This is a genomic window from Serratia sp. Z4 (assembly GCF_009900725.1).
GTDB lineage: Bacteria > Pseudomonadota > Gammaproteobacteria > Enterobacterales > Enterobacteriaceae > Serratia > Serratia nematodiphila.
In genome coordinates, this window is the sequence record NZ_JAAABD010000001.1 from 15,670 (window position 1) to 39,924 (window position 24,255).

General features: G+C 59.7%; 27 protein-coding genes. 18 read left to right on the forward strand and 9 right to left on the reverse strand.

Features of this window, described 5'->3' with window-relative positions; all coding sequences use genetic code 11:
- Positions 1–146: 146 nt before the first annotated feature.
- Entirely contained in the window at positions 147–1,250 is a 1,104-nt protein-coding gene (locus GT753_RS00095) for a DUF1615 domain-containing protein (protein WP_160125134.1), read from the forward strand.
- A gap of 55 nt (positions 1,251–1,305) precedes the next feature.
- On the opposite strand, the gene GT753_RS00100 is transcribed toward GT753_RS00095, so the two are convergent.
- Positions 1,306–2,985 carry an alpha-keto acid decarboxylase family protein gene (locus GT753_RS00100; RefSeq protein WP_160125135.1) on the reverse strand — a complete coding sequence of 560 codons (1,680 nt, stop codon included), beginning with the start codon at positions 2,983–2,985 and terminating at the stop codon, positions 1,306–1,308.
- Positions 2,986–3,660: 675 nt separating this feature from the next.
- On the opposite strand from GT753_RS00100, the gene GT753_RS00105 reads away from it, so the two are divergent.
- The 4 genes from GT753_RS00105 to GT753_RS00120 all read left to right on the forward strand — a co-directional run bounded on the left by GT753_RS00105 (position 3,661) and on the right by GT753_RS00120 (position 5,817).
- Positions 3,661–4,140, forward strand: coding sequence for a universal stress protein A (locus GT753_RS00105; protein WP_015376787.1), 480 nt, complete (start codon positions 3,661–3,663; stop codon positions 4,138–4,140).
- A gap of 156 nt (positions 4,141–4,296) precedes the next feature.
- On the forward strand, positions 4,297–4,887 hold the full coding sequence (pagP, locus tag GT753_RS00110) for a lipid IV(A) palmitoyltransferase PagP (protein ID WP_015376788.1): 591 nt from the start codon (positions 4,297–4,299) through the stop codon (positions 4,885–4,887).
- Positions 4,888–5,013: 126 nt separating this feature from the next.
- A complete protein-coding gene (locus GT753_RS00115; RefSeq protein ID WP_015376789.1) occupies positions 5,014–5,502 on the forward strand; it encodes a DUF2501 domain-containing protein in 489 nt (162 codons plus the stop codon).
- A gap of 51 nt (positions 5,503–5,553) precedes the next feature.
- Complete coding sequence (locus tag GT753_RS00120; protein WP_004940597.1) at positions 5,554–5,817, forward strand: DUF333 domain-containing protein; 264 nt, start codon at positions 5,554–5,556, stop codon at positions 5,815–5,817.
- A gap of 36 nt (positions 5,818–5,853) precedes the next feature.
- Here the strand turns inward: GT753_RS00120 and GT753_RS00125 are convergent, their stop codons facing one another.
- Positions 5,854–6,471 (reverse strand): hypothetical protein, encoded by a 618-nt coding sequence (locus GT753_RS00125; protein WP_015376791.1) that lies wholly within the window; start codon positions 6,469–6,471, stop codon positions 5,854–5,856.
- 171 nt (positions 6,472–6,642) lie between these two features.
- Between GT753_RS00125 and GT753_RS00130 the strand changes: the two genes are divergently transcribed.
- Both GT753_RS00130 and GT753_RS00135 read left to right on the forward strand, forming a co-directional pair.
- Positions 6,643–7,425 carry a DeoR/GlpR family DNA-binding transcription regulator gene (locus tag GT753_RS00130; RefSeq protein WP_041922312.1) on the forward strand — a complete coding sequence of 261 codons (783 nt, stop codon included), beginning with the start codon at positions 6,643–6,645 and terminating at the stop codon, positions 7,423–7,425.
- A gap of 2 nt (positions 7,426–7,427) precedes the next feature.
- Complete coding sequence (locus GT753_RS00135) at positions 7,428–7,811, forward strand: VOC family protein (RefSeq protein ID WP_015376793.1); 384 nt, start codon at positions 7,428–7,430, stop codon at positions 7,809–7,811.
- On the opposite strand, the gene GT753_RS00140 is transcribed toward GT753_RS00135, so the two are convergent.
- Positions 7,812–8,720 carry a LysR family transcriptional regulator gene (locus GT753_RS00140; protein WP_015376794.1) on the reverse strand — a complete coding sequence of 303 codons (909 nt, stop codon included), beginning with the start codon at positions 8,718–8,720 and terminating at the stop codon, positions 7,812–7,814.
- 125 nt (positions 8,721–8,845) lie between these two features.
- On the opposite strand from GT753_RS00140, the gene GT753_RS00145 reads away from it, so the two are divergent.
- From GT753_RS00145 to GT753_RS00165, 5 genes are all read left to right on the forward strand, one after another.
- Positions 8,846–9,727 (forward strand): pirin family protein, encoded by an 882-nt coding sequence (locus GT753_RS00145; RefSeq protein ID WP_015376795.1) that lies wholly within the window; start codon positions 8,846–8,848, stop codon positions 9,725–9,727.
- 118 nt (positions 9,728–9,845) lie between these two features.
- The gene (ycaC, locus tag GT753_RS00150; RefSeq protein ID WP_004928476.1) at positions 9,846–10,472 is read left to right on the forward strand and encodes an isochorismate family cysteine hydrolase YcaC; all 627 of its coding nucleotides are present in this window, start codon (positions 9,846–9,848) and stop codon (positions 10,470–10,472) included.
- A gap of 154 nt (positions 10,473–10,626) precedes the next feature.
- Positions 10,627–10,956 (forward strand): hypothetical protein, encoded by a 330-nt coding sequence (locus GT753_RS00155; RefSeq protein ID WP_021504714.1) that lies wholly within the window; start codon positions 10,627–10,629, stop codon positions 10,954–10,956.
- 75 nt (positions 10,957–11,031) lie between these two features.
- A complete protein-coding gene (locus GT753_RS00160; protein ID WP_160125136.1) occupies positions 11,032–11,484 on the forward strand; it encodes a thiol-disulfide oxidoreductase DCC family protein in 453 nt (150 codons plus the stop codon).
- An 86-nt stretch (positions 11,485–11,570) separates the two neighbouring features.
- Complete coding sequence (locus tag GT753_RS00165) at positions 11,571–11,822, forward strand: hypothetical protein (protein WP_004928468.1); 252 nt, start codon at positions 11,571–11,573, stop codon at positions 11,820–11,822.
- Here GT753_RS00165 and GT753_RS00170 read toward each other — a convergent pair.
- From GT753_RS00170 to GT753_RS00180, 3 genes are all read right to left on the reverse strand, one after another.
- Positions 11,813–12,361 (reverse strand): GNAT family N-acetyltransferase, encoded by a 549-nt coding sequence (locus tag GT753_RS00170; protein ID WP_015376798.1) that lies wholly within the window; start codon positions 12,359–12,361, stop codon positions 11,813–11,815. The two genes, GT753_RS00165 and GT753_RS00170, sit on opposite strands and share 10 nt — an antisense overlap.
- Positions 12,362–12,456: 95 nt before the next feature.
- The gene (locus GT753_RS00175) at positions 12,457–13,197 is read right to left on the reverse strand and encodes a DUF2076 domain-containing protein (protein WP_004928461.1); all 741 of its coding nucleotides are present in this window, start codon (positions 13,195–13,197) and stop codon (positions 12,457–12,459) included.
- 107 nt (positions 13,198–13,304) lie between these two features.
- Positions 13,305–14,108, reverse strand: coding sequence for a helix-turn-helix transcriptional regulator (locus GT753_RS00180; RefSeq protein WP_075684456.1), 804 nt, complete (start codon positions 14,106–14,108; stop codon positions 13,305–13,307).
- A 117-nt stretch (positions 14,109–14,225) separates the two neighbouring features.
- Here GT753_RS00180 and GT753_RS00185 point away from each other — a divergent pair, with 117 nt between their 5' ends.
- Complete coding sequence (locus tag GT753_RS00185; protein WP_015376801.1) at positions 14,226–14,996, forward strand: class I SAM-dependent methyltransferase; 771 nt, start codon at positions 14,226–14,228, stop codon at positions 14,994–14,996.
- A gap of 57 nt (positions 14,997–15,053) precedes the next feature.
- On the opposite strand, the gene aqpZ is transcribed toward GT753_RS00185, so the two are convergent.
- Positions 15,054–15,749: an aquaporin Z gene (gene aqpZ, locus GT753_RS00190; protein ID WP_004940529.1), complete on the reverse strand. Its 696-nt coding sequence runs from the start codon at positions 15,747–15,749 to the stop codon at positions 15,054–15,056.
- 426 nt (positions 15,750–16,175) lie between these two features.
- Between aqpZ and GT753_RS00195 the strand changes: the two genes are divergently transcribed.
- Positions 16,176–17,537: an esterase-like activity of phytase family protein gene (locus tag GT753_RS00195; RefSeq protein WP_031300030.1), complete on the forward strand. Its 1,362-nt coding sequence runs from the start codon at positions 16,176–16,178 to the stop codon at positions 17,535–17,537.
- Positions 17,538–17,735: 198 nt separating this feature from the next.
- On the opposite strand, the gene GT753_RS00200 is transcribed toward GT753_RS00195, so the two are convergent.
- Positions 17,736–18,911, reverse strand: a complete 1,176-nt coding sequence (locus GT753_RS00200; protein WP_160125137.1) for a low temperature requirement protein A — start codon at positions 18,909–18,911, stop codon at positions 17,736–17,738.
- A 309-nt stretch (positions 18,912–19,220) separates the two neighbouring features.
- Between GT753_RS00200 and GT753_RS00205 the strand changes: the two genes are divergently transcribed.
- Entirely contained in the window at positions 19,221–19,505 is a 285-nt protein-coding gene (locus tag GT753_RS00205) for a YdgH/BhsA/McbA-like domain containing protein (RefSeq protein ID WP_004940519.1), read from the forward strand.
- A 241-nt stretch (positions 19,506–19,746) separates the two neighbouring features.
- Positions 19,747–20,304 carry a class I SAM-dependent methyltransferase gene (locus GT753_RS00210; protein WP_033642027.1) on the forward strand — a complete coding sequence of 186 codons (558 nt, stop codon included), beginning with the start codon at positions 19,747–19,749 and terminating at the stop codon, positions 20,302–20,304.
- On the opposite strand, the gene GT753_RS00215 is transcribed toward GT753_RS00210, so the two are convergent.
- Positions 20,305–20,766, reverse strand: coding sequence for a GNAT family N-acetyltransferase (locus GT753_RS00215; RefSeq protein WP_021504707.1), 462 nt, complete (start codon positions 20,764–20,766; stop codon positions 20,305–20,307). It abuts the gene before it with no gap.
- Between the two features lie 218 nt (positions 20,767–20,984).
- On the opposite strand from GT753_RS00215, the gene GT753_RS00220 reads away from it, so the two are divergent.
- Both GT753_RS00220 and GT753_RS00225 read left to right on the forward strand, forming a co-directional pair.
- Positions 20,985–22,100 carry an ABC transporter substrate-binding protein gene (locus tag GT753_RS00220; protein ID WP_160125138.1) on the forward strand — a complete coding sequence of 372 codons (1,116 nt, stop codon included), beginning with the start codon at positions 20,985–20,987 and terminating at the stop codon, positions 22,098–22,100.
- Positions 22,093–24,216: a TonB-dependent siderophore receptor gene (locus tag GT753_RS00225; RefSeq protein WP_160125139.1), complete on the forward strand. Its 2,124-nt coding sequence runs from the start codon at positions 22,093–22,095 to the stop codon at positions 24,214–24,216. The genes GT753_RS00220 and GT753_RS00225 overlap by 8 nt, the downstream gene beginning before the upstream one ends.
- Positions 24,217–24,255: the final 39 nt, after the last annotated feature.

Here is a 24,255-nt window from a genome sequence, read left to right on the forward strand (position 1 = left end):
TTTATATGATGTATATAAAATACATCTTTATCGATCGTTTGAACATAGCGGCCTGACGGAAAGGCGCGGCGATATCTTTATACTGGATTGTGCGCGGCGGCTGGGCTAATTTCAGTGCTGTTCATGTCATCACGTTCAGGGAAAAGATGCCGATATCTCGTTTATTCCACCCGATGCCCTTCCGTTGGCTGAGCCTGGCCGCGCTGCTGGCGCTGGCGGGCTGTACCAGCAAAACCACCACCACGGTGCCGGCGGCGCGCCCCGCCGACGTCAAAGCCCGACTGATGACGCTGATCCCGGCCAACGCCGGCGATCGTCAGGGCTGGGCCACCGATATTACCGCCGCCTTCGCCGCGCAGGGCATTGAACCGAGCGATGAGAACCTGTGTTCGGTGCTGGCGGTGACCGAACAAGAGTCGACGTTCCAGGCTAACCCGCAGGTGCCGGGGCTGCCGAAGATCGCCTGGAAAGAGATCGACCGCCGTGCCGATCAGATGCACATCCCGAACTTTTTGGTGCATACCGCGTTGAAGATCTCGTCGTCGAACGGCCAGAGCTACAGCGAGCGTCTGGATAAGGTGCGCACGGAGAAGGATCTGAGCGATATCTTCGATGACATGATCGACCGCGTGCCGATGGGACAGAAGCTGTTCGGCCATTTGAACCCGGTACATACCGGCGGCCCGATGCAGGTGAGCATCGCCTTCGCCGAGGCGCACGCCAAAGGGTATCTTTATCCGGTCGACGGCTCGATTCGCCGCGAAGTTTTCAGCCGGCGCGGCGGCATGTACTTCGGCATTATGCATTTGCTGGGGTACCCGGCCGATTACAGCCGGCCGATTTACCGCTTTGCCGACTTCAACGCCGGCTGGTACGCCAGCCGCAACGCGGCGTTCCAAAACGCGGTCAGCCGGGCGAGCGCCATTCCGCTGGCGCTGGACGGCGATCTGATCGATTTCAGCAGCGACAAGCCCGGCTCGACCGAGCTGGCGGTGCGTACGCTCGGCAAGCGCCTGAACATGAGCGACAGCGCCATTCGCCGGGCGCTTGAGAAAGGCGATACGGCTGACTTTGCCGATACCGATCTGTATAAGAAGGTCTTTGCGTTGGCGGGCGGCAAGCTGCCGCGTGAGATGCTGCCAGGTATTCAGCTGGAAAGCCCGAAAATCACCCGCAAGCTGACCACCGCCTGGTTCGCCAAGCGGGTGGATGAACGCCGCCAGCGCTGCATGGCGCGCGCCGGCGGGTAACGGCATGAAAAACGCCGCCGGTGGCCTGAACCACCGGCGGCGCGATGATCGCGCCTCAGGCGCTGCGGCGCGGGTTGGTCAGGCCGAAGTTAAAGCTGTTGCAGCGGTTACAGAACTCTTTCATCACCGGCGGCGTGTCCATCATCGGCACTTTCACCTCGATAAACGCCAGCCGATCCTGCCGCGAGGCATGTTCCAGGGCCATTTCCAGCTGTTGTGTGGTTTCCACCGCCACGCTGAACGGCTGCGCCTGGGTATTCAATACCGCCGGCAGTTTGGCGTAGTCCCACGGGCTGATGTCGTTGTAGGACGAGTTTTCGCCGAGGATATAGCGTTCGATAGTGTAACCGTCGTTGTTGATCAGGAAGATGATCGGCTTTTGTTCGCAGCGCAGCAGGGTGGACACTTCCTGCGCGGTAAGCTGGAAGGAGCCGTCGCCGATGAACAGCAGGTGACGGCGCTCAGGGGCCGCCATCAGGGTGCCGAGCAGCGCCGGCAGGGTATAACCGATCGAGCCCCAAATCGGTTGGTTGACCACCTTGACGCCGTCCGGCATGCGCATGCCGCCGATGGCCGCGCCCGAGGTGCCGTTTTCCACCACCACCACGTCATCCGCCCGGATGAAGCGTTGGATGCGCCGCCACAGATAGGCCTGGTCGATAGGCGCGTCGCTCGGCGTCGCCAGCTTGTCACGCGGATCGGCCAGCGGTGATAAAAGCTGCGCCGGCGCGTCTTCGCTCAGATCCAGCAGCGCCTGCAGCAGATCCGCCGTCGCTACCGCCGGGTAGGAGGTGTTGTCCAACGTCATCGAGAACGGCTGAATATCCACCTGAGCGGCGGCGGGAATTTGCTGCGAGAAATAGCCGGTGGTGGAGTCCACCAGACGCACGCCGAAACTCAGCACGCAGTCTGAGTGGGCCATGCGTTCATACAATTCGGGGCGCGACAGGTTGCCGCTGTAGCCGCCCATCCAGCCGGCAGTGTTTTCCGGGATAATGCATTTGGCGGTTGGCATATTGGTCAGCGGTATGGCGAAGCGGTGAGCGACATCGATAACCAACTGCTGCAACTGGTAGCGATCCACCATTTGGTCGACCAATATGATCGGGCGCTGCGCGCGCTTTATTTTGGTTAACAGCGCCATTGCCGCCAATTGCACATTGTATTTATCGCTCGCCGGCAATTGCGGCGCTGCTGCGGCTGCGGTGATTTCAATTTCGACGTCGCAAATATCAGACGGCAGCTGTAAATACACCGGTTTCTTCTCTATCCAGGCGCGAGAAATAACGCGTGGAATTTCCTGCGCGGCATTTTCCGGCGTGATAAGAGCCTGAGCGACGGTGAATTGTTTAAAGCAGTTCATGACGTTGTCGAAATTGCCGTCGCCCAGGGTATGGTGCAATAGCTGATGATTCTTCATCGCGTGCAGCGGCGGCGTGCCGGCGATGCAGACCACCGGCGAAGATTCGGCATAGGCACCGGCGATGCCGGACAGCGCGGCCAGATCGCCGACGCCGTAGGTGACGATCAGCGCGCCGGCGCCTTTCATCCGTGCGTAACCGTCGGCGGCGTAGGAGGCGTTCAATTCATTGCAGTTGCCGACAAACGCCAGCCGCTCGTCGTTTTCCAGCAGCTCCAGCAGGCTGAGGTTATAGTCGCCGGGCACGCCATAAATACGATCGACGTTCAGGGCGTGAAGCTGTTGCAGAATGAATGACCCGATAGTTATTTTCATTGATTGCTCCGGATTATTTATCTTTATTTTGTCAGGCGAAAATCAGCAAAAATAAATTGCTGGCGATGTTGTGTCGTTAGCATTAACAGTTATTTAAAGTGTCGGCTTGTTCAAGATAGGAGGAGCGGCCGAGGAAGAGGCGGTTTGTATTCGGCGCTTTACGCGATTGAATAATGTATAAATAGTGTGGTTATTATGCAGGAGGACGGTGCGGTATTTTTCGTTGACGGCATATCAGCAGAAAAACGGCGGCGGATTGGTATTTATCATGATGCAGGGTGAATCATCCGGTACTTTTGAAGCCGTGTTAAATCCCATTAAGCGGTGCAACGCTTTTTGCCTGAGAAAGAAGAGCACAACTTCATGTAAAGGTGCATTTTGGTGATCCGCCGCACGCTTATTTCAAGAAACTATCATGCAACCAATTAAAAACAAAAAATTAACAATGAGGTTTTTTTATTCGGTCATGGTTGTCAGTTTTGCTTTACAGATGCCGCAATGCGCGCCACGTCGGGCCGGCGTTAAAATACGCCGTCACGGGCGCTAATATAACGTGGCGGTCGTCACATTCTGTGGGAAGTGATACGTAAACTTTTCTCTACGTGCGCACGGATGGCGTATACCTACCAGAGGGGCTCATGTCCCAGCGGTGCTGGCCTGAGAGGGGGGCGTGTGATGAAAGGCTATCGACACATTCTGGTACTGATTCACGATGAGCGCGATGGGCTGCCGTTGCTGCGTAAAACGGTGGCGATGGTGGGTGGGCTGCCGATCGCCATCACCGTCGGCCACCTTAACGCCGACTATGCGGAGCTGGAGTACGGCAGCGATGCGCTGGTCAAAGATCGCCAGGCGCAGGAGGTGATCGCCGCCAAGGCGATGCTGAGCCGGCTGGTGAGCGCCGTCGAGGCGCCGGTTGCGGTCAAGGAAATCGTCACTATCCGGCGCTTTAAGGACGTCAGCGATTTCATTCATCAGGCCGGTATCGATCTGGTGGTGGTCGGGCACCAAAATCGCCTGTTCGGTCTCTATTCCTCTTATTCCCTGGAGTTTGTGAATCGTCTCGATGTCGATGTGTTGGTCAAGCACCTTGCCCGCGAGTCGTGTGCGACAAAGCGGACTTTTCCCACGGCTTTGCCGCCCGAAAGGCGATAGCATACGCAGGCCGGTGCAGCCTGTTAAAAGTTATCGGGAATTTTCCGGTGCTAAACTTAACCAAAGCACAACGGGCGTTGGATAAATTAGATACAGCTTGATCTTGCCTGGGCTATCGGTAAAAATCTGCGGCCGTATTTTTACAGGAGCTTTACGATGTTTCTCAAACGGACTCTTTTGGCATGTTCTCTGGCGTTGATATTTCCTGCACTGCCTTCTTACGCTGAGGTTGGTACAGAAAGTGGCAATACCGCGCAGGCTGAAAAACCGGGTCTATGGCAGCGTTTTACCCATAACGTGGCGGAGACCTGGAACAACTCGCCTAACCACGATCTCTATATCCCGGCCATCACCTGGCACAATCGTTGGACTTATGATGATGAGCATATCGATAAGTACAACGAACGCCCGTGGGGCGCCGGTTACGGCATCTCCCGCTACGACAGCGACGGTGACTGGCACGGCATCTACATCATGGCGTTCAAGGATTCCTTCAACAAATGGGAGCCGATCGGCGGCTACGCCTACGAGAAGATCTGGCGCCCGCTGGATGACAAGGATTTCCGCCTGGGGCTGGGCTTCACCGCCAGCGTCACCGCGCGCGACAACTGGAATTACATCCCTATCCCGGCGCCGCTGCCGCTGGCCTCTATCGGCTATCAGCGGCTGACGTTCCAGGCGACCTACATTCCCGGCACCTATAACAACGGCAACGTGTTCTTCGCCTGGCTGCGCTGGCAGTTCTAAACTTCCTGAATTCCGAAAAACGGCGCGGTGGCGAGATAAAAGGAACTTGTCGCCGCAGGCGGCGTCGGAGAGGTATCCCGGCGCGCTGCGCCGATTGCATGCCGTTATGACAGGAGTTTCACCACTATGATCACCAAACATCGTTTATTGCTGGCTTTGGCGCTGTCCGCGACCCTGGCCAGCGGCGCCACCCAGGCCGCCGGGCTGATGGATTCCCTCAGCAGCGCGGCGGGCGAACTGAGCAAGTCGGGCGGCGACAGCAGCGGCGGCATGTCGCTCTCCTCGTTGACCGGCCTGCTGAACGGCGGCGACAAGGCGTTGAGCTCCAGCAGCATGACCAATGCCGCCGGTATCCTGCAGTACTGCGTGAAAAACAACGTGCTGTCGGCTAACGGCGCCGAAGGGGTGAAAGATCAGCTGCTCAGCAAGCTGGGCATCACCAGCACCGAAAACGCCAAGAGCCAGGATTATCAGCAGGGCCTGGGCGGCTTGCTGCAGACCGGCGAAGGCAAGAGCCTGGATCTGAACAGCCTGGGCACCTCGCAGATCACCGAGAAGGTGAAACAGAAAGCCTGCGATCTGGTGCTGAAACAGGGCAAATCCTTTATTTCATGATCAACCCACGGCGGAGCGTTCCGCCGTGGGTATTTTGCATAAGCTGGAAAAATGAAAAAAACGTTGATGCTTTCCCTGTTGGCAGGGATGACGATGTTGCAGGGGTGTTCCGTGAAATCCAACGATGCGCCGCCACCGCCGCAGGTGAAACCGATCGGCATGGCGAACCCGGCCGACGTGTACTGCACCCAAATCGGCGGCAAGCTGAACGCCAAAGAGAATGCTGCAGGCCAGTATTCTACCTGTACCTTGCCGAGTGGGCAGGAAATTGAAAGCTGGGAACTGTTCCGCCGCGATCATCCGGTGAAAAAGTAACCCTATGCGGCGCCGGCTCTGCTGCCCGGCGCCCGCTCAGAATTGGCGATCGCCTATCGGCTGCAGCTGCAGGCTGCCGTCCTTCTGCAGCGTCAGCGGCATGCGCCAATCACGCTGTTTATCCAGGTTGAACGGCCGGGAGCGGAACATGCAGCCGGTCTTGATATTCTTGATTTTCATCACGTGTTCCGCGTTCGCATTGATTTTCACCTCGAAGCTGCCGGCGGGCGGAATAAAGACTTCCGCCAGCTGTTGCGGCGCCGCTGGCGTTTCCAGCTTGACCAGCACCGCGAAATCGTTGCCCTGATTATCCAACGTCAGCCGATGCAGGCCGGATGCGGGCAGCCGCGTTGGCTGATGCAGATAACCCGCTGAAGCGGGCCACGGCTGCCCGGCATTGTCATGCAGCGGCCCGCCGCACTGTTCGCGCGCCTCCCGCAGCGGCATTTCGCGCTTGATGGCGCGATTGTAATCGGCGGGGGCGGCGAGACTGAACTCGTCGTCATATTGGTGGGCGCGCAGATAGCGCTTGGCGCCGAGCACCCCAACGGCGACCAGCATGAAGAACAAAAATATCCTCAGGCGATTTTTGAAAATCAGCCCGAACAGCTTCCCGGGGAGTTGAAACAGCCACCTTGCGATCGTCAATAACATCGTTTCCCTTAGCGTCCAAGCCGTTACGTCTGCGGTAACTTCGCTTGCCTCAGTATAGCCAACATCCCGCAGGCGAAAATCCTGCCCGGCGATTTTTCTTCCGCTCTGCATTGTACGTTTGTGTTTGTTTGTGTACATTTGTGATCACTTTAGCGTCACCGGATTGAAATGATGTCCAAACTGTTACCGAATGAGCGTCACCAGGCCATTCTTGACACGCTCCGCCAACAGGGGCGGGTGCTGGCCCTGGAGATGGCGCAGCGGCTGAACACCACCGAAGCGACCATTCGCCGCGATCTGCGCCAGCTGGCGGCGCAGAACCTGTGTAAACGCATCTATGGCGGCGCGTTAGCGCCGACGCCGGCCGAGGGGCCCGTTGCGGCGCGCATTGCGCTCAGCGGTGACGAGAAGCTGACGCTGGCGCAGACCGCGCTGGGGGTGATCGGTGAAGAACAGCTGATCTTCCTCGACGCCGGCAGCACCCACCTGTATCTGGCGGATCTGTTGCCGCGCGACCGGCGTTTGACGGTGGTGACCAATGCATTGAGCATCGCCGGCAAAATGCTGGAGCGGCCGGGGATCCGCACCATCCTGATCGGCGGCGAGTTGGATGCGCAGGTCGGCGGCTGCGTGGACGCCAAGGCCGCGGAAGAGATCGACGGTTTCCATTTCGATTTGGTGTTTACCGGCATCTGCGCCTACGACCCGGCCGGCGGCTTCTCCGCGCTGAGCTACCAGGACGCCACCTTCAAAAAGCGGCTGTTGACGCGCGCCGGCAGCGTGGCGGTGCTGTGCACCCGCGACAAGCTCAATACCTACGCCCCTTACCCCTTCCTGCCCGCCGGGCGGGTGGATCATCTGGTGACGGCGCGCGGCGCGCACCCGCAGCTTGAGCTGCAGGTGGCGCAGGGCGGCGGCCAGGTTTGGCACAGCGATTTACCGACCGGAGAATGATGATGAAAATAGCCCATGTTGCTCTGTGGACCCGTGACATCGACGCGCAGCTGGCATTTTGGCAGCGTTATTTCAATGGTGCCGCGGGGGAGGAGTATGTCAGCCGCAACCGGCCGGGGTTCGTTTCCCGCTTCGTCAGCCTGGCGGCCGGGCCGTCGCTGGAGATCATGCGCGTGCCGACGTTGCTGCCGGCGCAGGAGCAGGAGGAGCGGGTCGGTTGGGCGCACATCGCACTGTCGCTCGGGGATGAGCGGCAGGTCGATCGGTTGGCGCAGCGCGCGCAGCAGGAGGGCATTTTGCTGTCCGCGCCGCGCTGGACCGGCGACGGCTTCTACGAGGCCGTCATTCGCGATCCAGACGGCAACGCGATCGAAATCACCGCCTGATCACTCTTCTTCAATGCTGGCGAACTGCTCGCCCAGATAGTCGAGCAGCAGCCGCACCGCCGGCAGCAGGCCGCGGCGCGACGGGTAAACCGCATGCACCACGCCGCCCTGCGGCTGCCAGCCCGGCAACAGTTGCACCAGCTCGCCGCGCAGCATGTCGTCGCGCATCATCATCGCCGGCAGTTGTACGATGCCGGCGCCGGCGATGGCGGCGGTGCGCAGCATCAGCATGTCGTCGGTGACCAGCCGCGGCGTGTGCTCCCACTCCACCCGTTCACCCTGCGGGCCGCTCAGCCGCCATTGGTGCTGACCGCGCGCCGGGCCGAGATCGAGCGTCGGGTATTTACGCAGGTCTTCCGGCGTGTGCGCCGGCCCGAGGGTGCGCACCAGCGCCGGGCTGGCGGCGACGCACCAGGTGCGCTGCGCCAGGATCTTCAGCACCAGATCGCTGTCCTCCAGCGGCGGCGGCCGCACCCGGATCGCCAGATCCAAGCCTTCCCCCACCACGTCCACCCGGCGATTGGTGGCCTCCAGATGCACCGTCACCTTGGGATAATCGGCCATAAAGGCCGCCACCATGCTGCCGACGCGGGTGTGCAGGATCGCCACCGGGCAGGACATGCGCACCGTGCCGCAGGGCTCGGCGCGCGTCTGCTCGATCGCCTGCTGCGCCGCTTCCGCTTCCACCAGCATCGCCTTGCAGTGCGCGTAATAGGTTTGGCCGACCTCGGTCACCGAGAAGCGCCGCGTCGAGCGCTGGATCAGGCGCACGCCCAACCGCTCCTCCAGCAGCGCCACGCGGCGGCTGAGCTTGGATTTGGGAATGCCCAGCGCCCGGCCGGCGGGGGCGAATCCCTGGTGATCGACCACGCTGGCGAAGAAAAACAGATCGTTCAGATCGGTCAGCATCGTATCCCTTATCGTTCTATCAGTAGAACGCTGAGTGTACATCTTGCCTACTACTGCAGCAAACCCCGGCGGATTAAACTTCTGACATCAACTTAAGGCCGTGAGGTCTGAAACGGGAGTTCAAGATGAAAAAAATCCTCGGTATTCACAACAGCCCGGAAGCACACTGGGTCGGTAACGGTTTCCTGGTGAATTCGCTGTTCTCTTATAACGATTTGGGGGCGGAAATGAGCCCGTTCCTGCTGCTGGATCACGCGGCGCCGACCAAATTCCGTTCCGCCTCCGGCACCCGTGGCGTGGGTCAGCACCCGCATCGCGGGTTTGAAACGGTGACCATCGTCTATCAGGGCGAAGTGGAACACCGTGACTCGACCGGCAGCGGTGGGGTGATTGGCCCCGGCGACGTCCAGTGGATGACCGCCGCCTCCGGCATCCTGCACGAAGAGTTCCATTCGCGGGACTTCTCGCGCAACGGCGGCACCATGGAAATGGTGCAGCTGTGGGTCAACCTGCCGGCCAAGGACAAAATGGCCGAGCCGGGTTACCAGACGCTGCTGAACGCCGATATTCCGGTGGTTCCGCTGGCGGACGGCGCAGGGCAGGTGCGGGTGATCGCCGGTGACTTCGGCGGCCATGCCGGCCCGGCGCGCACTTTCAGCCCGCTCAACGTGTGGGATATGAAGCTGAATGCCGGCCATACCACCACGCTGACGGTGAAAGAAGGCCATACGCTGGCGCTGGTGATGCTGCACGGCGCGATCCTGGTTAATGGCGAAGATGTGGTGCGTGAAACCCAGATGGTGCGTTTCGACCGGGCGGGGGACTCGATCACTATCGAAGCCAACAACGACGTCGCGCTGTTGGTGCTGAGCGGCGAACCGATCGATGAGCCTATCGTCGGCTACGGCCCGTTCGTCATGAACAGCGAAGCGGAAATCCAGCAGGCGTTCCGCGATTTCAACAGCGGCAAGTTCGGCAGCATGAACGCCGAAGCGAGCGCCGGTTGAACCTTGGCATCTGGGGTGGGAAGTGTTCTCGGTTCCAGATGCCACACTTAAACCTCAACGCCCCGCCACACCGGCGGGGCATTTCATCCGCAACATCAAACCCCACAGGAGTAAAACCATGACTGCAAATTACAAACGCCTCGACAAAGATCAGGCCGCCGTATTGCTGGTGGATCATCAGGCAGGGCTGCTTTCGCTGGTGCGTGACATCGATCCCGATCGGTTTAAAAACAACGTGCTGGCGCTGGGTGATTTAGCGAAGTACTTCAACCTGCCGACCATTCTCACCACCAGTTTCGAAAACGGCCCCAACGGCCCGCTGGTGCCCGAACTGAAAGCCCAATTCCCCGATGCTCCCTTTATTCCGCGCCCTGGCCAGATCAACGCCTGGGACAACGACGACTTCGTCAAAGCGGTAAAAGCCACCGGCCGCAAGCAGCTGATCATTGCCGGCGTGGTGACCGAAGTGTGCGTGGCATTCCCGGCGCTGTCTGCGCTCAATGAAGGGTTCGAAGTGTTTGTGGTGACCGACGCCTCCGGCACCTTCAATGAACTGACCCGTCAGTCGGCCTGGAGCCGCATGGAAGCCGCCGGCGCGCAGTTGATGACCTGGTTCGGCGTCGCCTGCGAGCTGCACCGCGACTGGCGCAACGATATCGAAGGCCTGGGCACGCTGTTCTCCAACCATATCCCGGACTACCGCAATCTGATGACCAGCTACAACACGCTGACCAACGGTAAGTAACGCGACGGCCCTTTACTCAACCTTTCGCCTTTCATCACGTTAGACGCGGGATGTAAGCAAAGCGCAGCGGGGCGAAAAGGTAGCGAAAAGCGGCTTTCTCATTGGCCGGGGGCGGGGTAGCGTAATCCCGAACCCGGCAAATGAGGCTAATTCAATGAAACAAGCAATCAAGATCCTGGCGCTGCCCTGCATGGGCATGGCGCTATTGTTCAGCGCGAGCGCGATGTCGGCGCCTGAGAGGCCTGCGGCCAACGCGTTGCCGCCTTTGATGGATGCGCCGATGCGCATGCCGCCTTTCCCGGGCGGGCACCCGCCCAAGCCGGGGTTCTGCCACGGCGGCGAGCTGTTCTGCGCCACCTCGGCCAGCGACAATCCGGTGGAAACCATCAACAAACTGACGGCGGTGATCCCGGCCGGCACCGCCAAACACTATGAAGTGCGCATCGCGGTGGTGGCCGTGCCTGACGCACCGCCGGCACCTTAACGGGCCCTGTCATCCCGCTCTGGCCTGGGCGCGCCAGGCGCGTTAGGCTAAGGAGAGCGTTTTTCGGGAGGCGGGATGACCCCTTTATCACAGCTGCCTTATCTCCAGCCCGGCGATCGCGTGCTGTTGTTCGACGGCGAATGCAATCTGTGTCATGGGCTGGTGAGATATTTGATTCGGGCCGATCGGCAACGGCGCATTCTGTTGGCGACGGTGCAATCCGTCGAAGGACAGGCGATCCTGCTGGCGTTGGGGTTGCCGACCGATCGTTTCGATTCCGTGGTCTATGTTGAGCAGGGGCGTTATTGGCTGCGTTCGGCGGCGTTGTTTCAGGCGCTGCGCCAATTGGCTTGGCCATACCGCGCGCTGGCGCTGGGGCGTTATCTGCCGTCGAAGCTGGCGGACAAGGTGTACGACGCGGTCGCCGGCAATCGCTACCGGCTGTTTGGCCGCAACGACGGCGCCGGTCTGCCGGGTGCCGATCAGCCCGGGCGCTATCTGCCGCGGCGACGGGAACCGCCGGCCTGAGCTTTACGCTTCTTTACCATCCAACCGCTTGAAATATCAGCACTCCAGCTCCATATAATGGAACATTCAACCAACAAGGAGCGCGTATGGGAATCAGTGAAGAAGAGCGCATTCGCCGTTTGACCCAGGAGAAAAACGACATGGGCAATACGGCGAAATGGGTGGCGATCGTTTCCGCCGTGTACTTTGCCTTGATGGTGTTTTACGGCCACCCGACCGGCGTGTTGGCGATGTCGGGCGCGGTGTTCATCGTGTCGACCACCACCTGGCTGAAAAAGCGTAAGAAGGTCAAATCTTATCGCATGGCATTGGCCAGAATCAGCGACGATCAGCCCTGATAGTCGCCGCGCTTTAGTGTATACACCAGGCTCGGCGCCGCGCCGGGCACGTCATCCAGCGTATCCACCCGCCGCATGCCGATCTTTTCCAGCACTCGCCACGACGCCTGATTCTCCGCGCGCACAATGGCGGAAATTTCCTCCATCGCCAATCCGACAAAACCATATTGCAGCGAAGCCCGCGCCATCTCGGTGGCCAACCCCATGCCCCAGACGCGAGTATCGAATCGATAGCCGAGGTTCACGGTGCGCTGCGCGCCGAGCGGTTTCCAGGACAATCCGCCAAAGCCGATGATCCAATCCGGCCGTTCGCGCAGGGCGATCGCCCAGGAACCGTAACCGTGTTGTTGCCACCCGGAAATTCTCTCTTGCAGCGCCGAGATAGCCTGCGCTTCGCTGGTGAGCGGGCCGGCGGGATTGAAACGCTGGGTTTGCGGATCGCCGAAGATGGCGTAGAAGCGTTCGAGATCCGCCATCACCGGCGGGCGCATCTGCAGGCGTTCGCTGAAAAAAGGGTCTGAAGGAGTAAGGCTCATCATCGTTTCTCCCGGCTGGATAAATGAACAGTGTTCACTGTAGACCAGATTGGTGAAACGGGAAATCCCCCTCTGCGGGTGAGAGGGGGCGAAGTGAATTACAGGAAGGAGTCGTCGTCGTCGCTGTAATCGTCGTCGGCGTAATCCGTGTCGTCCTGATAGCTGGCGTTCTGGAAGCCGTTGTCCTGGTTCAGGAAGCTGCCACCATCGCCGTTGTTGAAGGTATCAAGGTTGTTGGAGGCGTCGAAATTGCGCATTGCGCTGTCGTCCAGCGGCGCCGGGGTTTCCTCGATAATATTTACGATTTCCTGTGGTTGCGAATGGCGGAACATGCCGGTCAGCATGTCGGCCAACACCACGCCGCCGGCGACGCCCGCCGCCGTTTGCAAGGCGCCTCCCAGGAAGCCGCCGGCGCGTGAGGGCGCCGCCTGCTGCGGTTGGGCATAGGCAGGCTGCTGCTGCGCGTAGCCCCCCTGCTGCGCGTTGTTCCAGGCCGCCGTATTTTGCTGCTGCGCCTGATACTGTTCACGCGGGCTTGGCGTGCGGCTGCCGCCGCCGAACAGACCGGCCAGGAAGCCGCCGCTGCTCTGCTGGCCGTTGGCGGTTTGCTGCAGCTGCGCCACCTGGGCCTCCAGCTCTTTGACCCGCTGATCCATCTGCTTGAGCGCCGCTTCCTGAATGATCATCGCCTGCGCCATGTAATAAGGGGCGGAAGGCTGCTCGCGAATATGCTGGTTGATTTGCTGCTCTGCCTGGAGATCCCGTGGGCCCGTCTTGGTCTCGGCTTCTTTCAGGCGGCCAAACAGACCATCGATAAGGCGTTGTTCTTCGGATTGCATAGGAGTACCTCAGGAGATAAATAACGGTGCTGGATGATCATTATCATCGATATTAATCACCCTAGCGCGTTTACATGAACCAATAAATAAATGGCGGGTAAACTTGCCTATGAATTTGTTACCAATTGCGGCAGCGGGATCAGCATCACCAGCTTCAGACCGGCGTGCTCTGCCGGGTGGAAGGTCAGTTGGCGATAGCGCAGTGTGCCTAGCTGAGGATGCTCGAACGCGCGTTCGCCGCCTTCGCGCGCCATGACGTCATGTTGCTTCCACCAGTGATTAAAGTCTGCGCTGTTGTGCGTCATGTTGCGCACGAAGGCGCGCATCTCTTCGGTATTTTGATGATGGCTGGTCTCGGCGCGAAACTCGGCCACCACGCGGCGAGCGCGTTCCTCCCAATCGCTGACCAGCGTTTTCGCTAATGGGTGGAAGAACATGAAGTGCAGCAGGTTGGGGCTGTTGGCCACATCCAGCCAGCCGCTGAACAGCGCCGCCGCCTGCGGGTTCCAGGCGACGACGTTCCAGGTCACGTCCAGCAGGTAGCAGGGCACCGTCATCTGGTGCACGCTTTGCAGCACCGCGTCGTTGGCGGTTTCGCGGTGTGTTTCCTGCTCGGGGTCGGCGATGCGCGCCAGGGTAAACAGGTAATGGCGTTCGGCCGGGCCGAGCCGCAGCGCCTTGGCGATGCGTGCCAGCGTATAGGGGGAAATGGATACCTCGCGGCCCTGTTCGATCCAGGTATACCAGGTGGCGCTGATGCCGCTGATTTGCGCCAGCTCTTCGCGCCGCAGGCCGCTGGTGCGACGGCGCGAGGAGCTGGGCAGGCCGAGCATTTCCGGCGTGATGCGTTCGCGGTGCGCCCGCAGGAACGCGCCGAGGGCCTTTGGCCCGGATAAGGCTTCTGATGACATAGCGTGGTACCTATTTATACCAGGATAACTGCTCATATTGTACCCGTATAGTAGCCTGATTATAGTAGCCGAAAGCCTTCAGGCACAGGCGCAAGCCGGATAATAACGGGAGCAAACATGAGCATCAGCAACAGCCATAAAAACGCGGTAGACCGGCAGTTCGGCGAGCAGGCCAACGCCTACTTAACCAGCGCGGTACACGCGCAGGGCAAGGATTTGCAACGCCTTGCACAGTTACTGGAACCGCACGCCGGCGCGCGCCTGCTCGATCTGGGCTGCGGCGCCGGGCATGCCAGCTTCACGGCGGCTGCCAGGGTAGCGCAGGTGGTGGCCTACGATCTGTCGGCGCAAATGTTGGCGGTGGTGAAGCAGGCGGCGGCGGAAAAAGGCCTGAATAACATTCAGCAGCAGCAGGGCGTGGCGGAGTCTTTACCGTTTGAAGACGCCAGCTTCGATCTGGTCATCAGCCGCTATTCGGCGCACCACTGGCACGACGTCGGCCAGGCGCTGCGCGAGGTCAGGCGGGTACTTAAACCGGGCGGCAGCGCGATCTTTATGGACGTGGTCTCGCCGGGGCATCCGCTGCTGGATATCTACCTGCAAACCGTGGAAGTGCTGCGCGACACCTCGCACGTGCGCAACTATGCGCCGGGCGAGTGGCTGACGTTACTGACCGAGGCCGGGCTGATGGTACGCGAAGTGACGGCGGATCGATTGATGCTGGAGTTCGGCAGTTGGGTGGCGCGTATGCGCACGCCGGCGCATTTCGTCACCGCGATCCGCGCGCTGCAGCAAAGCGTGTCGGAAGAGGTGGCGGCGCATTTCGCCATTCAGCCGGACGGCTCCTTTACCAGCGATATCATGATGTTTGAAGTGACGAAGGGCTGAAAGCAACGGGGCAGCCGATGAAGGCTGCCCCGTGAAACGCAATCGACTGCGATACGCTTATTTTTTGTCTTCCAGCAGGCAGCGGTAGATCAGGCCGCCGATAATGCCGCCGACCAGTGGCACCAGCCAGAAGACCCACAGCTGCTGCAGCGCCCAGGTGCCCTGGAAGATCGCTACGCCGGTGCTGCGCGCCGGGTTGACGGAGGTGTTGGTCACCGGGATGCTGATCAGGTGGATCAGCGTCAGCGTCAGGCCGATCGCCAGCGGGGCAAAGCCTGCCGGCGCGCGCTTGTCGGTCACGCCGTGAATAACGATCAGGAAGAAGGCGGTCAGTACCAGCTCAATCACGATCGCGGCTTGCAGAGAATAACCGCCCGGTGAGTGTTCGCCGTAACCGTTGGAGGCGAAGCCGCCTGCGGTGGCGTCGAAACCGGCTTTGCCGCTGGCGATCAAATACAGCACCGCCGCTGCGGCGATGCCGCCGATGACCTGAGCGATAACGTAAGGAATAACGTCTTTCGCCGCGAAACGGCCGCCGGCGAATAAGCCGACGGTGACGGCCGGGTTAAAATGCCCGCCGGAAATATGGCCGACGGCATAGGCCATCGTCACCACGGTCAGACCGAAAGCGAGCGCGACGCCGAGGAAACCAATACCCAGCTGTGGGAATGCCGCTGCCAATACTGCGCTACCACAACCACCAAACACCAACCAAAATGTGCCAAAAAATTCAGCAAAAAGTCGCTTTGACATAGATTCCATCCTGCGGAATAGACTAACGGGCGTTAGCACTAAAAACTATAGAACAGCTTTTTGAGTTCATGCAGATATTCTATAGAATTTTCTTAATGCACCTTGAATAACGGCGGTATTAAATCCCCGGTATTTTATTTTGTCTATGAGAAAAACACCGTTTTTCCACGTGCCGACGCGCGTTTGCCGATTTTTTTATCTTTGCTATAAGAATTTACCCTAAGCAAAATGGCGGGCTATTTTCGGGTGGTTTTTTCCAGCGGTTTTATCCATTCAATACGCTCAGGTTAATTGCTAATTTCTATTTGCCAGCCAACCTTATTGCTTGTTTTACATTTGACGAAGCGCCTGTTGTCATCTAAGTGTCATGCTAAATTAATATCTTCTTCTGCCTGATAACGCTTCATTCAACCTCGGGTAAAAAACATGAGAATAAAATCGCTCTCCCTGCTGTTGGCTTCGCTGTTTCCGGTATTCACCTACGCTGCAGATATTGAGGTGGCGCGTTATGTGGTCGGCTTCCCCGGCGGGGAACGCGTCGCCTATCAGGGGGCGTTTGCCAGGCATTTCCCGCAGGGGTTGCCGGTGGGGATCGGCTCAGGGCTGTCGTTCAATCGCAAGCAGGGCGACGATCTGGTGCTGACGACGCTGACCGATCGCGGCCCGAATGCTGATGCCCCTGCGGTGGGCAAGCAAGAAGCCAAGATTTTCGCCAATCCGCAATTCACGCCTCTGTTGATGGACATTCGTATCGGCGGCGGCAAGGCCGTGGCCGAGAATGCGCGGCCCTTGCATGACGAAAAAGGGCCGATTAGCGGGCTGCCGCTGCCGAGCGAGCTGATTGGTTCCACGAACGAAGTGGCGTTGAACGACGCGCTGCAACCGCTGTCCGGCGATCGCCGTGGGTTGGATACCGAAGGTATCATCGGTGACGGCAACGGCGGCTATTGGCTGTGTGACGAGTATGGCCCGTTTCTGATCCATGTCGACGACAAAGGCAAAATTCTCGCCAAATATGGCCCAACGCCGCAGGCCGGCGAGCAGGCGGTGGCGAGCGGTTTGCCGAACATCCTGAAGTGGCGCCAGCCTAACCGCGGTTTTGAGGGGCTGACCCGGATGCCGGATGGACGCATTCTGGCGGCGGTGCAGAGCACGCTGGATGTTGATGGTAAAAGCAAAAACAAGGCGCAGTTTACCCGGCTGGTGAGCTTCGATCCGCGCAGTGGCAAAACTGCGATGTATGGCTATCCCATCGATATCGACCGCTATAAAAAAGCCAAAGACGCCAAGATTGGCGATATCGTGGCGTTGGACAACCAGCGCATCCTGTTGATTGAACAGGGAACCGATAAAGATAAGACGATGATCAACAAGATCTATCTGGTGGATCTCGCGCAGGCCAGCGATCTGAGTACGTTTGACGGCCAGGGTAAAGCGCTGGAGTTCGACGATGCGCAAGAGCTGGCTAAACGCGGCGTGAAGCTGGCGCAGAAACGGGAAGTGGCGGATCTGCGCCAGTTGGGCTGGCGCCAGGAGAAAGCGGAAGGGTTGGCGCTGATCGACGATCGCACGCTGGCGGTGATCAATGACAACGATTTCGGCTTGCAGGCGAAGCTGGTGGATGCGTCGCCAAAGAGCAAAAAAATCGGTGACTACCAGCTGGAGAAAGGAGGGCGGTTGAGCCTCGACGGCGACAAGACCGATGCCCGTATCGAATTGCGCCCTCTGGAGCAGCCGGAGTCGCTGAGTGAGCTCTGGGTGCTCACCTTGCCGCAACCCTTGAAGTGATCGAGAAGGGGCGACAGCGCCCCCGTCAGACCGTTGAAAAAGGAGGAAAAAACGTGGTTTTTCCTCCTTTGTGGCCATCAGCCGAAAATCAATAAATTGATTTTCCTTGTTTTTTTATCCGCTGCTCTCTGCAAACCCGGCAATGGCATGAGGTTTGTCATCAATCTCACAGCGGGGGCGGTGACGCCCCCGTTTGCTTCAGGTCTCCGCGTGCCGCTGCGGCGCTCTGCCGCGCGAGATGCTCTCCCACACCGCCACCACCACCATGATCAGCGTCGTCAGGCCATTGACCATCAGCAGATCGGTTAAATAGGCGGCGGGGGCCAATACCGCCAGCGCCAGCAGCCCAACCAGGTGCGACAGCGGGAAACGGCGATACACCAACCGTTTATACAGCGCGTTGGCGAACAGGTAAATCGCCGGGCCGAGCAGCAGCACCGCCGCCGTGGCGTGTTGGATGCGGCCGTCAGGATGGGCGATCACCAGTTCGTTGGCCACGGCGCAGACGATGATGGCTCCCACCAGCGCGACGTGCACGTAGTGGAAATAAGCGCCCAGCTGGCCGGGGTTTTCCGCCTGGCTGATGGCGTGGCTGCCGGCTTTGCTGCTGGTGTCGAAGTAAACCCACCACATCGCCAGGCTGCCGAGAAAGGCCACCAGCGAAGCGATGAGCACCGGCAGGCTCCAGCTTTCCATTTCGCTCAGGGTGGCGCCGGTGATCAGAATGGTTTCCCCCAGCGCCACGATCACGAACAGCTGGCAGCGCTCCGCCAGATGGTGGCCTTCGATGGTCCATTCGCTGCTGCTGTCCGAGCGCCCCAGCACCGGCAGGCGAAAACCGAACATCGGCGAGACGTATTCGCACAAGACGGCGATCGCCCACAGCGCCAGGCGAGTATGGCCTTCCGCCAGCCCGCCGGCGATCCAGAAGACGGCGGAGATGCACAGCCAGCCGAGGATGCGGCGAAAGTTTTGTTTCAACGGGTGGCCAGGCGCCAGCAGGCGCAATACCGTGGCGGAGCGGCCGACCTGAATAGCGACATAAAACAGCGCGAAGATCAGGCCGCGCTCGCCAAACGCCTGCGGCAGCGCGGCGGCGGCGAACAGCCCCAGCAGCATGATCGAGAACAGCAGCAGGCGGATCTGGCGGGTATCCGGATTGAACCAGTTGGTGACCCAGGCGGTGTATTGCCAGGCCAGCCAGACGGCAAACCACAGCAGCAGGGTTTCCAGCGCGCCGGTCAGCGTCAGGTGATGCAACAGATAGTGGGAAAGTTGGGTCACGGCGAAAACGTAGATCAGATCGAACAGCAGCTCGGAAAATGAGACCGACGCGCCCTGACCGTCACGCACGCGCAGCAGGTTTTGCGACATAAGCGTTCTTCCTTAAAAGGGTAAGCCACAAAATCAGCGTAGCTCAGCGCGCTCCGGCGGGTAAAAAATCTTAAATAGACGCGGCGCGCATGCTTTATCTCGCACCGTCTTTAATTGTTCATCAAATAGGGGTAAGGTGAGGTCTATAAAGTCATTCCCGCCTGAAAATACACACCCGCTCTTACTTCCTCCTTATTCTCCTCACAATGATTGATGTTCTTTACGTTGCATGACGTCCGTTTTCATTGGCTAGCGGATAATTAACATCACTGACCACGAGCTAATAAACAAGAACACCTGGAGTCAATCATGAAACTCATCCCAAGCATCGCAGCCGTATTGATCGCCGCCGCTTCTTTCTCCACTTTCGCCGCGCCGCTGTCGTCGGTGAAACAGGTCAACAGCGAGCAGGCCGCCAATCTGCAAAGCATCGGCGTCGTGTCGGTTTCCGGCATTAGCGGCTCACCGCATGATGCCATCACCGCCCTTAAAGAAAAAGCCGCGGCGGACGGCGCCAGCCATTATCGCATTATCGGTCTGGACACCCCCGGGGATTCCAGCAACTGGCGCGGCAATGCGGAAATTTATCGCTAAGCATTGGTTTTTTTACGCTCTGGCCGCGGCAACGCGGCCAATAAAATAAACGGTCGCAATAATTATCTGAATAGTCGGTGTATAAACGATTTATTCTCAGGTCATTATTACGGCCGTTTTTCTTTGCGTGCCGTTGATGAGGTTGCATTTTATTACAACTGTGTCTGCCGCTTTCGGAATCATGTTAATGATTACTTAAGAAATTCGGCTCACATTGAGGGCTTAACCCAAGGAGGCCTCAATGTTAAATGCGACCCGGCTGCAACTGATGAATCACTTCGCTTACCTGCAGCAATTTATGGCTTCACCGCGCACCGTCGGTACGCTGGCGCCTTCTTCCCCGTGGCTGTGTCAGGCGATGCTGAATCAGGTTGAATGGACCCGGGCGCTGTCGATCGCGGAACTGGGCGCGGCCGACGGGGTGTTGACCAAACGTATTCTGGGGCGGATGCGCGCCGATGCGGCGCTGGAGGCCTTCGAGATCCAACCCCATTTCGTGCATCGGCTGCGCGGGATAGACGATCGGCGGCTGCAGGTGATGGGCCACTCTGCGACCCGGATGGCCACGGATTACGACGTGGTGTTTTCCTGCCTGCCGCTGCTGTCGATCCCGGTCAGGATCAGCGTGCGCATTCTTCAGCAGGCCCGGCAGCGGCTGCTGGCGCGCAACGGCACGCTGGTGCTGTTCCAATACAGCCACCTGTCGGAAAAATTGCTGTCGCGCTATTTTCACTGGAAGCGCCTGCGGGTGGTGCGCAACTTCCCGCCGGCGCTGGTGTATGTCTGTACGCCGCGTTAGCTACAGTTTTTTCTCCATCACCACCACCTCTTCGTCATGCTGCCGCCGGCGCTCCAGAGGTTGCCAACCCCAGCCGGCGTACAGCGCTTCCGACTTGTCGGTAATGAGATGCAGAACCGAGTGATGGCGTTGCCGCGCCGCCTCGACGATCGCCATCTCCAGACGGTGGGCGATGCCCTTGCGGCGGTGATCGGGATGCACGAAGACGCCGGCCAGCCACGGAGTGAGATCCTGGCGCTGGTGATCGTCGCTGGGCCACAGGCTGGCCATGCCGACCGGACGATCGCCGTCGATCATCATCAGCGTCAGGTGATCGTCGCTTGGCCGGCTGCATTGGGCGAAACGCAGCTGGGTGCGCGCCAGCGAACCGCCGCGCTGTGAACCCCATTGGCCGAAAGCCCAGGCGGCGCACACATCGGCAAACTGCGGGCACTCCGACAGCGGAATGATGCGTTGAGTCATGGAGGTCTCCCGGTTTTTTTGCTGTTTCCCCCTCCTATTTAACCGATTTTTCCGCCATTTTTTAACTTTTTAAAGCCGCTATTTTAGCGGTTTCACGGTGTTTCACCGCATGCCCGGCGCCGTTTCCCGGATTTCTTTTGGCAATTGCGGCGTGGGATTGCAAGTGCTAATGAGAGTGATTATCATGCGCACACTATTTCCCCCGTTTCGGCTCAATCATGCGCAATTCCCTCATTTTACTGCTGCTTTCCCTGTGGTTCGGCATGTTCTCCGCCCAGGCGAAGACGGTAACCGACATCACCGGCCGCCAGGTCGCGGTGCCGGACAACCCGCAGCGCATCGTGGTGGGGGAGAGCCGCATGCTGTATACGCTGGCGCTGCTGGAGCCGGGCAACCCGGCGCAGCGCATCGTCGGCTGGCCGGCGGATCTGGCGCGCTTTGATGCGCAAAGCTGGCAGCTGTATACGCAGAAGTTTCCACAGATAGCCCAGATCCCCGTCATCAGCGGCAATAACTTTCGCCAGGTCAACATCGAAAGCCTGCTGCAGCTGAAGCCGGATCTGGTGATCCTGGCGCGCTACGCGCGTGAAGGCGGCGACAACGATTTGCTGGTTTCCGCACTGAGCAAGGCCGGCGTGGCGGTGATCTACGTCGATCTGCGCATCGATCTGCTGAACAACACCGTGTCGAGCGTGCGGCTGCTGGGCGAAGTGCTTAATCGCCAGCAACGCGCCGAGCAGTTCATCGCGTTTTATCAGCAGCATATGACGGTGATCCGGCAACGGCTGGCGGGCTATCAGGGGCCGAAGCCCAAGGTGATGCTGCACCTGCATCTGGGGCGGCGCGACACCTGTTGCACCACCGCCGCGCACGGCAACCTCGGCGATTTGCTGACCTTCGCCGGCGGCGACAACATCGCCAACGCCAGCGTCAAAGGGGTGTATGGCGAGCTGAACCCGGAAACCATTCTGAGCGCCAATCCCGACGTGTACCTCGCCACCGGCATGGCTGGGCCGCAGGGCAAACGGCTGTCCGATCTGCGTCTCGGGCCGCAGGGCAGCCCACAGGAGGCCGCCGACAGCTTCCGCCAACTGATCGCCAAACAGCCGATGCTGGCCAGCCTGCAGGCGGTGAAAAACCACCGCGCCTGGAGCGTCTGGCACAACTTTTACCTCAGCCCGTACCATGTCGTGTTGGTCGAGATGTTCGCCAAAGCGTTTTACCCGGATCTGTTCGCCGACATCAACCCGCAGCAGACCTTCCAACAGCTGTATCAGCAGTTTTTGCCGTTACCTTTTTCAGGGACCTATTGGAGTCAGTTAGATAATGAATAACAACAAGCGCGGCTGGTGGTGCGCATTGCCTTTGGCAGCCTGCGCGACATCGCCGGCGTGGGCGGCGGAAAAAGCCGCGCCGCAGGAAGAGAGCCTGGTGGTGGTCGGCCGCAAAGACGCCGACGGCGTGCAGAGCTATCAGCCGTTGACCAGCGTTACCGGCACCCGCAGCGAAACCAACCTGCTGAACGTGCCGCAGGCGATCGACGTGGTGCCGCAACAGGTGATTACCGATCAGGCGGTCAGCAGCCTGGACGAAGCGCTGTACAACGTCAGCGGCATAACCCAGGCCAACACGCTGGGGGGCACCCAGGACGCGGTAATGAAACGCGGCTTCGGCGACAACCGCGACGGCTCCATTCTGCGCGACGGCGTGCGCTCGGTGCAGGCGCGCAACTTTACGCCGACCACCGAGCGGGTGGAGGTGCTCAAGGGGCCGGCCTCGATGCTGTACGGCATGGGCGAGCCGGGCGGGATGATCAACATGATCACCAAAAAACCCCAGCTGCAGCAGCATACCCACGTGGAAGGCTGGGGCAGCAGTTTCAACGGCGGCGGTGGCCAGCTCGACGTTACCGGGCCGCTCGGCACGTCGGGGTTTGCCTATCGGATGATCGTCGATCACGATGAAACCGATTACTGGCGCAACTTTGGCCGCAATCGCCAGACGGTGATCGCGCCCTCGCTGATGTGGTACGGCGAGAACACCACCGTGCGGTTGGCCTATGAACATATGGAATATCTGGTGCCGTTCGATCGCGGCACCATTATCGATTCGCGCACCGGCAAACCGGTGAATACGCCGCGCGATCGCCGTTTCGACGAGGCTTATAACGCCACCCGCGGCGATCAGGACAGCGTCACTCTGCAGATCGATCAAACGCTCAATGAGCGCTGGAAAAGCTCGCTGACCTACGCCTACAGCCGCAACAGCTACAGCGACAACCAGGCGCGCGCCACGGCGCTGGACCCGGAGAGCGGCGCATTGAGCCGCCAGGCCGACTCGACCGCCCATGCCGTCAGCCACGCCAACGCGGTGCAGCTGACGTTCAATGGTGATGTGGACTGGGGCAGCATCAACCACCAGATGCTGTTCGGCTTTGATTTTGAAGATAACCGTACCTACCGCGGCGACATGATCCGCGGTAAAAAGAACAGCGATTTCAATATTTATCATCCGGTATACGGCCTGATGCCGCCGTCGACGGCGGTCAGCGCCAAAGACAGCGACCAGCGGGAAAATCTCACCAGCTACGGCTGGTTTATGCAGGATTCCATCCAGCTAACCGATAAATGGCTGGTGATGGGCGGGCTGCGCTACGACGCTTTCGACGTCTATGCCGGCAAGGGGCGGCCGTTCCAGACCAATACCGACAGCTCGGACGGCAAGCTGGTGCCGCGCGCCGGGGTGGTCTACAAGCTGACGCCTTACATGTCGCTGTACAGCAGCTATACCGAGTCGTTCAAGCCGAACTCTTCCATCGCCACCCAGATTGATTCGCTGCCGCCGGAGCAGGGCAAGTCGTGGGAAGTCGGCGGCAAGCTGGCGCTGCCGAACGGTGTTACCGGCACGTTGGCGCTGTTCGACATCACCAAGCGCAACGTGATGGTCAGTGAGCTGGTGGAGGGCGAAACCGTGACGCGCACCGCCGGGCGCGTGCGTTCGCAGGGCGTGGAGCTGGACGTGGCCGGTAATCTCACCGACTCGCTGAGCCTGATCGGTTCCTATGCGTATACCGACGCACGGGTGGTGGACGATCCGGACAACAAGGGCAAAGAGATGACCAACGTGGCGCGCCACACCGCCTCGCTGTTCCTGACCCAAAACCTGGGCAGCCCGGGTCTCTACAGCGGCGATGAGGTGCGCATTGGCGCCGGCGCGCGCTACGTAGGGCGCCGCCCGGGTGATGCCGCCAACAGTTTCTACCTGGATAACTACACCGTTGCCGATGCGTTCGCCGCTTACACCATGCCGATCAACGGCTATCGGGTGAAATGGCAACTGAACGTGAAGAACCTGTTCGATAAAACCTACTACCCGTCCAGCGGCGGCAATTTGCGCGTGGCGGTGGGGGAACCGCGTGAGGTGGTGCTGCGCGGCAGTGTCGATTTCTAAGCCACGGGCGGTGAAATTTGCTTAAATAACCGCCCCAAC

Bases quoted from the DNA above. Each gene is read 5' to 3' on its own strand.
- GT753_RS00160 (WP_160125136.1), top strand. From the start codon at position 11,032: ATGACCCCTTTATCACAGCTGCCTTATCTCCAGCCCGGCGATCGCGTG.
- GT753_RS00100 (WP_160125135.1), bottom strand. From the start codon at position 2,985: ATGAAAATAACTATCGGGTCATTCATTCTGCAACAGCTTCACGCCCTG.
- GT753_RS00185 (WP_015376801.1), top strand. From the start codon at position 14,226: ATGAGCATCAGCAACAGCCATAAAAACGCGGTAGACCGGCAGTTCGGC.
- ycaC (WP_004928476.1), top strand. From the start codon at position 9,846: ATGACTGCAAATTACAAACGCCTCGACAAAGATCAGGCCGCCGTATTG.
- GT753_RS00105 (WP_015376787.1), top strand. From the start codon at position 3,661: ATGAAAGGCTATCGACACATTCTGGTACTGATTCACGATGAGCGCGAT.
- GT753_RS00135 (WP_015376793.1), top strand. From the start codon at position 7,428: ATGAAAATAGCCCATGTTGCTCTGTGGACCCGTGACATCGACGCGCAG.
- GT753_RS00210 (WP_033642027.1), top strand. From the start codon at position 19,747: ATGTTAAATGCGACCCGGCTGCAACTGATGAATCACTTCGCTTACCTG.
- aqpZ (WP_004940529.1), bottom strand. From the start codon at position 15,749: ATGTCAAAGCGACTTTTTGCTGAATTTTTTGGCACATTTTGGTTGGTG.
- GT753_RS00170 (WP_015376798.1), bottom strand. From the start codon at position 12,361: ATGATGAGCCTTACTCCTTCAGACCCTTTTTTCAGCGAACGCCTGCAG.
- GT753_RS00155 (WP_021504714.1), top strand. From the start codon at position 10,627: ATGAAACAAGCAATCAAGATCCTGGCGCTGCCCTGCATGGGCATGGCG.
- GT753_RS00140 (WP_015376794.1), bottom strand. From the start codon at position 8,720: ATGCTGACCGATCTGAACGATCTGTTTTTCTTCGCCAGCGTGGTCGAT.
- GT753_RS00095 (WP_160125134.1), top strand. From the start codon at position 147: ATGCCGATATCTCGTTTATTCCACCCGATGCCCTTCCGTTGGCTGAGC.
- GT753_RS00195 (WP_031300030.1), top strand. From the start codon at position 16,176: ATGAGAATAAAATCGCTCTCCCTGCTGTTGGCTTCGCTGTTTCCGGTA.
- GT753_RS00125 (WP_015376791.1), bottom strand. From the start codon at position 6,471: ATGTTATTGACGATCGCAAGGTGGCTGTTTCAACTCCCCGGGAAGCTG.
- GT753_RS00220 (WP_160125138.1), top strand. From the start codon at position 20,985: ATGCGCAATTCCCTCATTTTACTGCTGCTTTCCCTGTGGTTCGGCATG.
- GT753_RS00180 (WP_075684456.1), bottom strand. From the start codon at position 14,108: ATGTCATCAGAAGCCTTATCCGGGCCAAAGGCCCTCGGCGCGTTCCTG.
- GT753_RS00165 (WP_004928468.1), top strand. From the start codon at position 11,571: ATGGGAATCAGTGAAGAAGAGCGCATTCGCCGTTTGACCCAGGAGAAA.
- GT753_RS00225 (WP_160125139.1), top strand. From the start codon at position 22,093: ATGAATAACAACAAGCGCGGCTGGTGGTGCGCATTGCCTTTGGCAGCC.
- GT753_RS00120 (WP_004940597.1), top strand. From the start codon at position 5,554: ATGAAAAAAACGTTGATGCTTTCCCTGTTGGCAGGGATGACGATGTTG.
- GT753_RS00145 (WP_015376795.1), top strand. From the start codon at position 8,846: ATGAAAAAAATCCTCGGTATTCACAACAGCCCGGAAGCACACTGGGTC.
- GT753_RS00115 (WP_015376789.1), top strand. From the start codon at position 5,014: ATGATCACCAAACATCGTTTATTGCTGGCTTTGGCGCTGTCCGCGACC.
- GT753_RS00215 (WP_021504707.1), bottom strand. From the start codon at position 20,766: ATGACTCAACGCATCATTCCGCTGTCGGAGTGCCCGCAGTTTGCCGAT.
- GT753_RS00205 (WP_004940519.1), top strand. From the start codon at position 19,221: ATGAAACTCATCCCAAGCATCGCAGCCGTATTGATCGCCGCCGCTTCT.
- pagP (WP_015376788.1), top strand. From the start codon at position 4,297: ATGTTTCTCAAACGGACTCTTTTGGCATGTTCTCTGGCGTTGATATTT.
- GT753_RS00175 (WP_004928461.1), bottom strand. From the start codon at position 13,197: ATGCAATCCGAAGAACAACGCCTTATCGATGGTCTGTTTGGCCGCCTG.
- GT753_RS00200 (WP_160125137.1), bottom strand. From the start codon at position 18,911: ATGTCGCAAAACCTGCTGCGCGTGCGTGACGGTCAGGGCGCGTCGGTC.
- GT753_RS00130 (WP_041922312.1), top strand. From the start codon at position 6,643: ATGTCCAAACTGTTACCGAATGAGCGTCACCAGGCCATTCTTGACACG.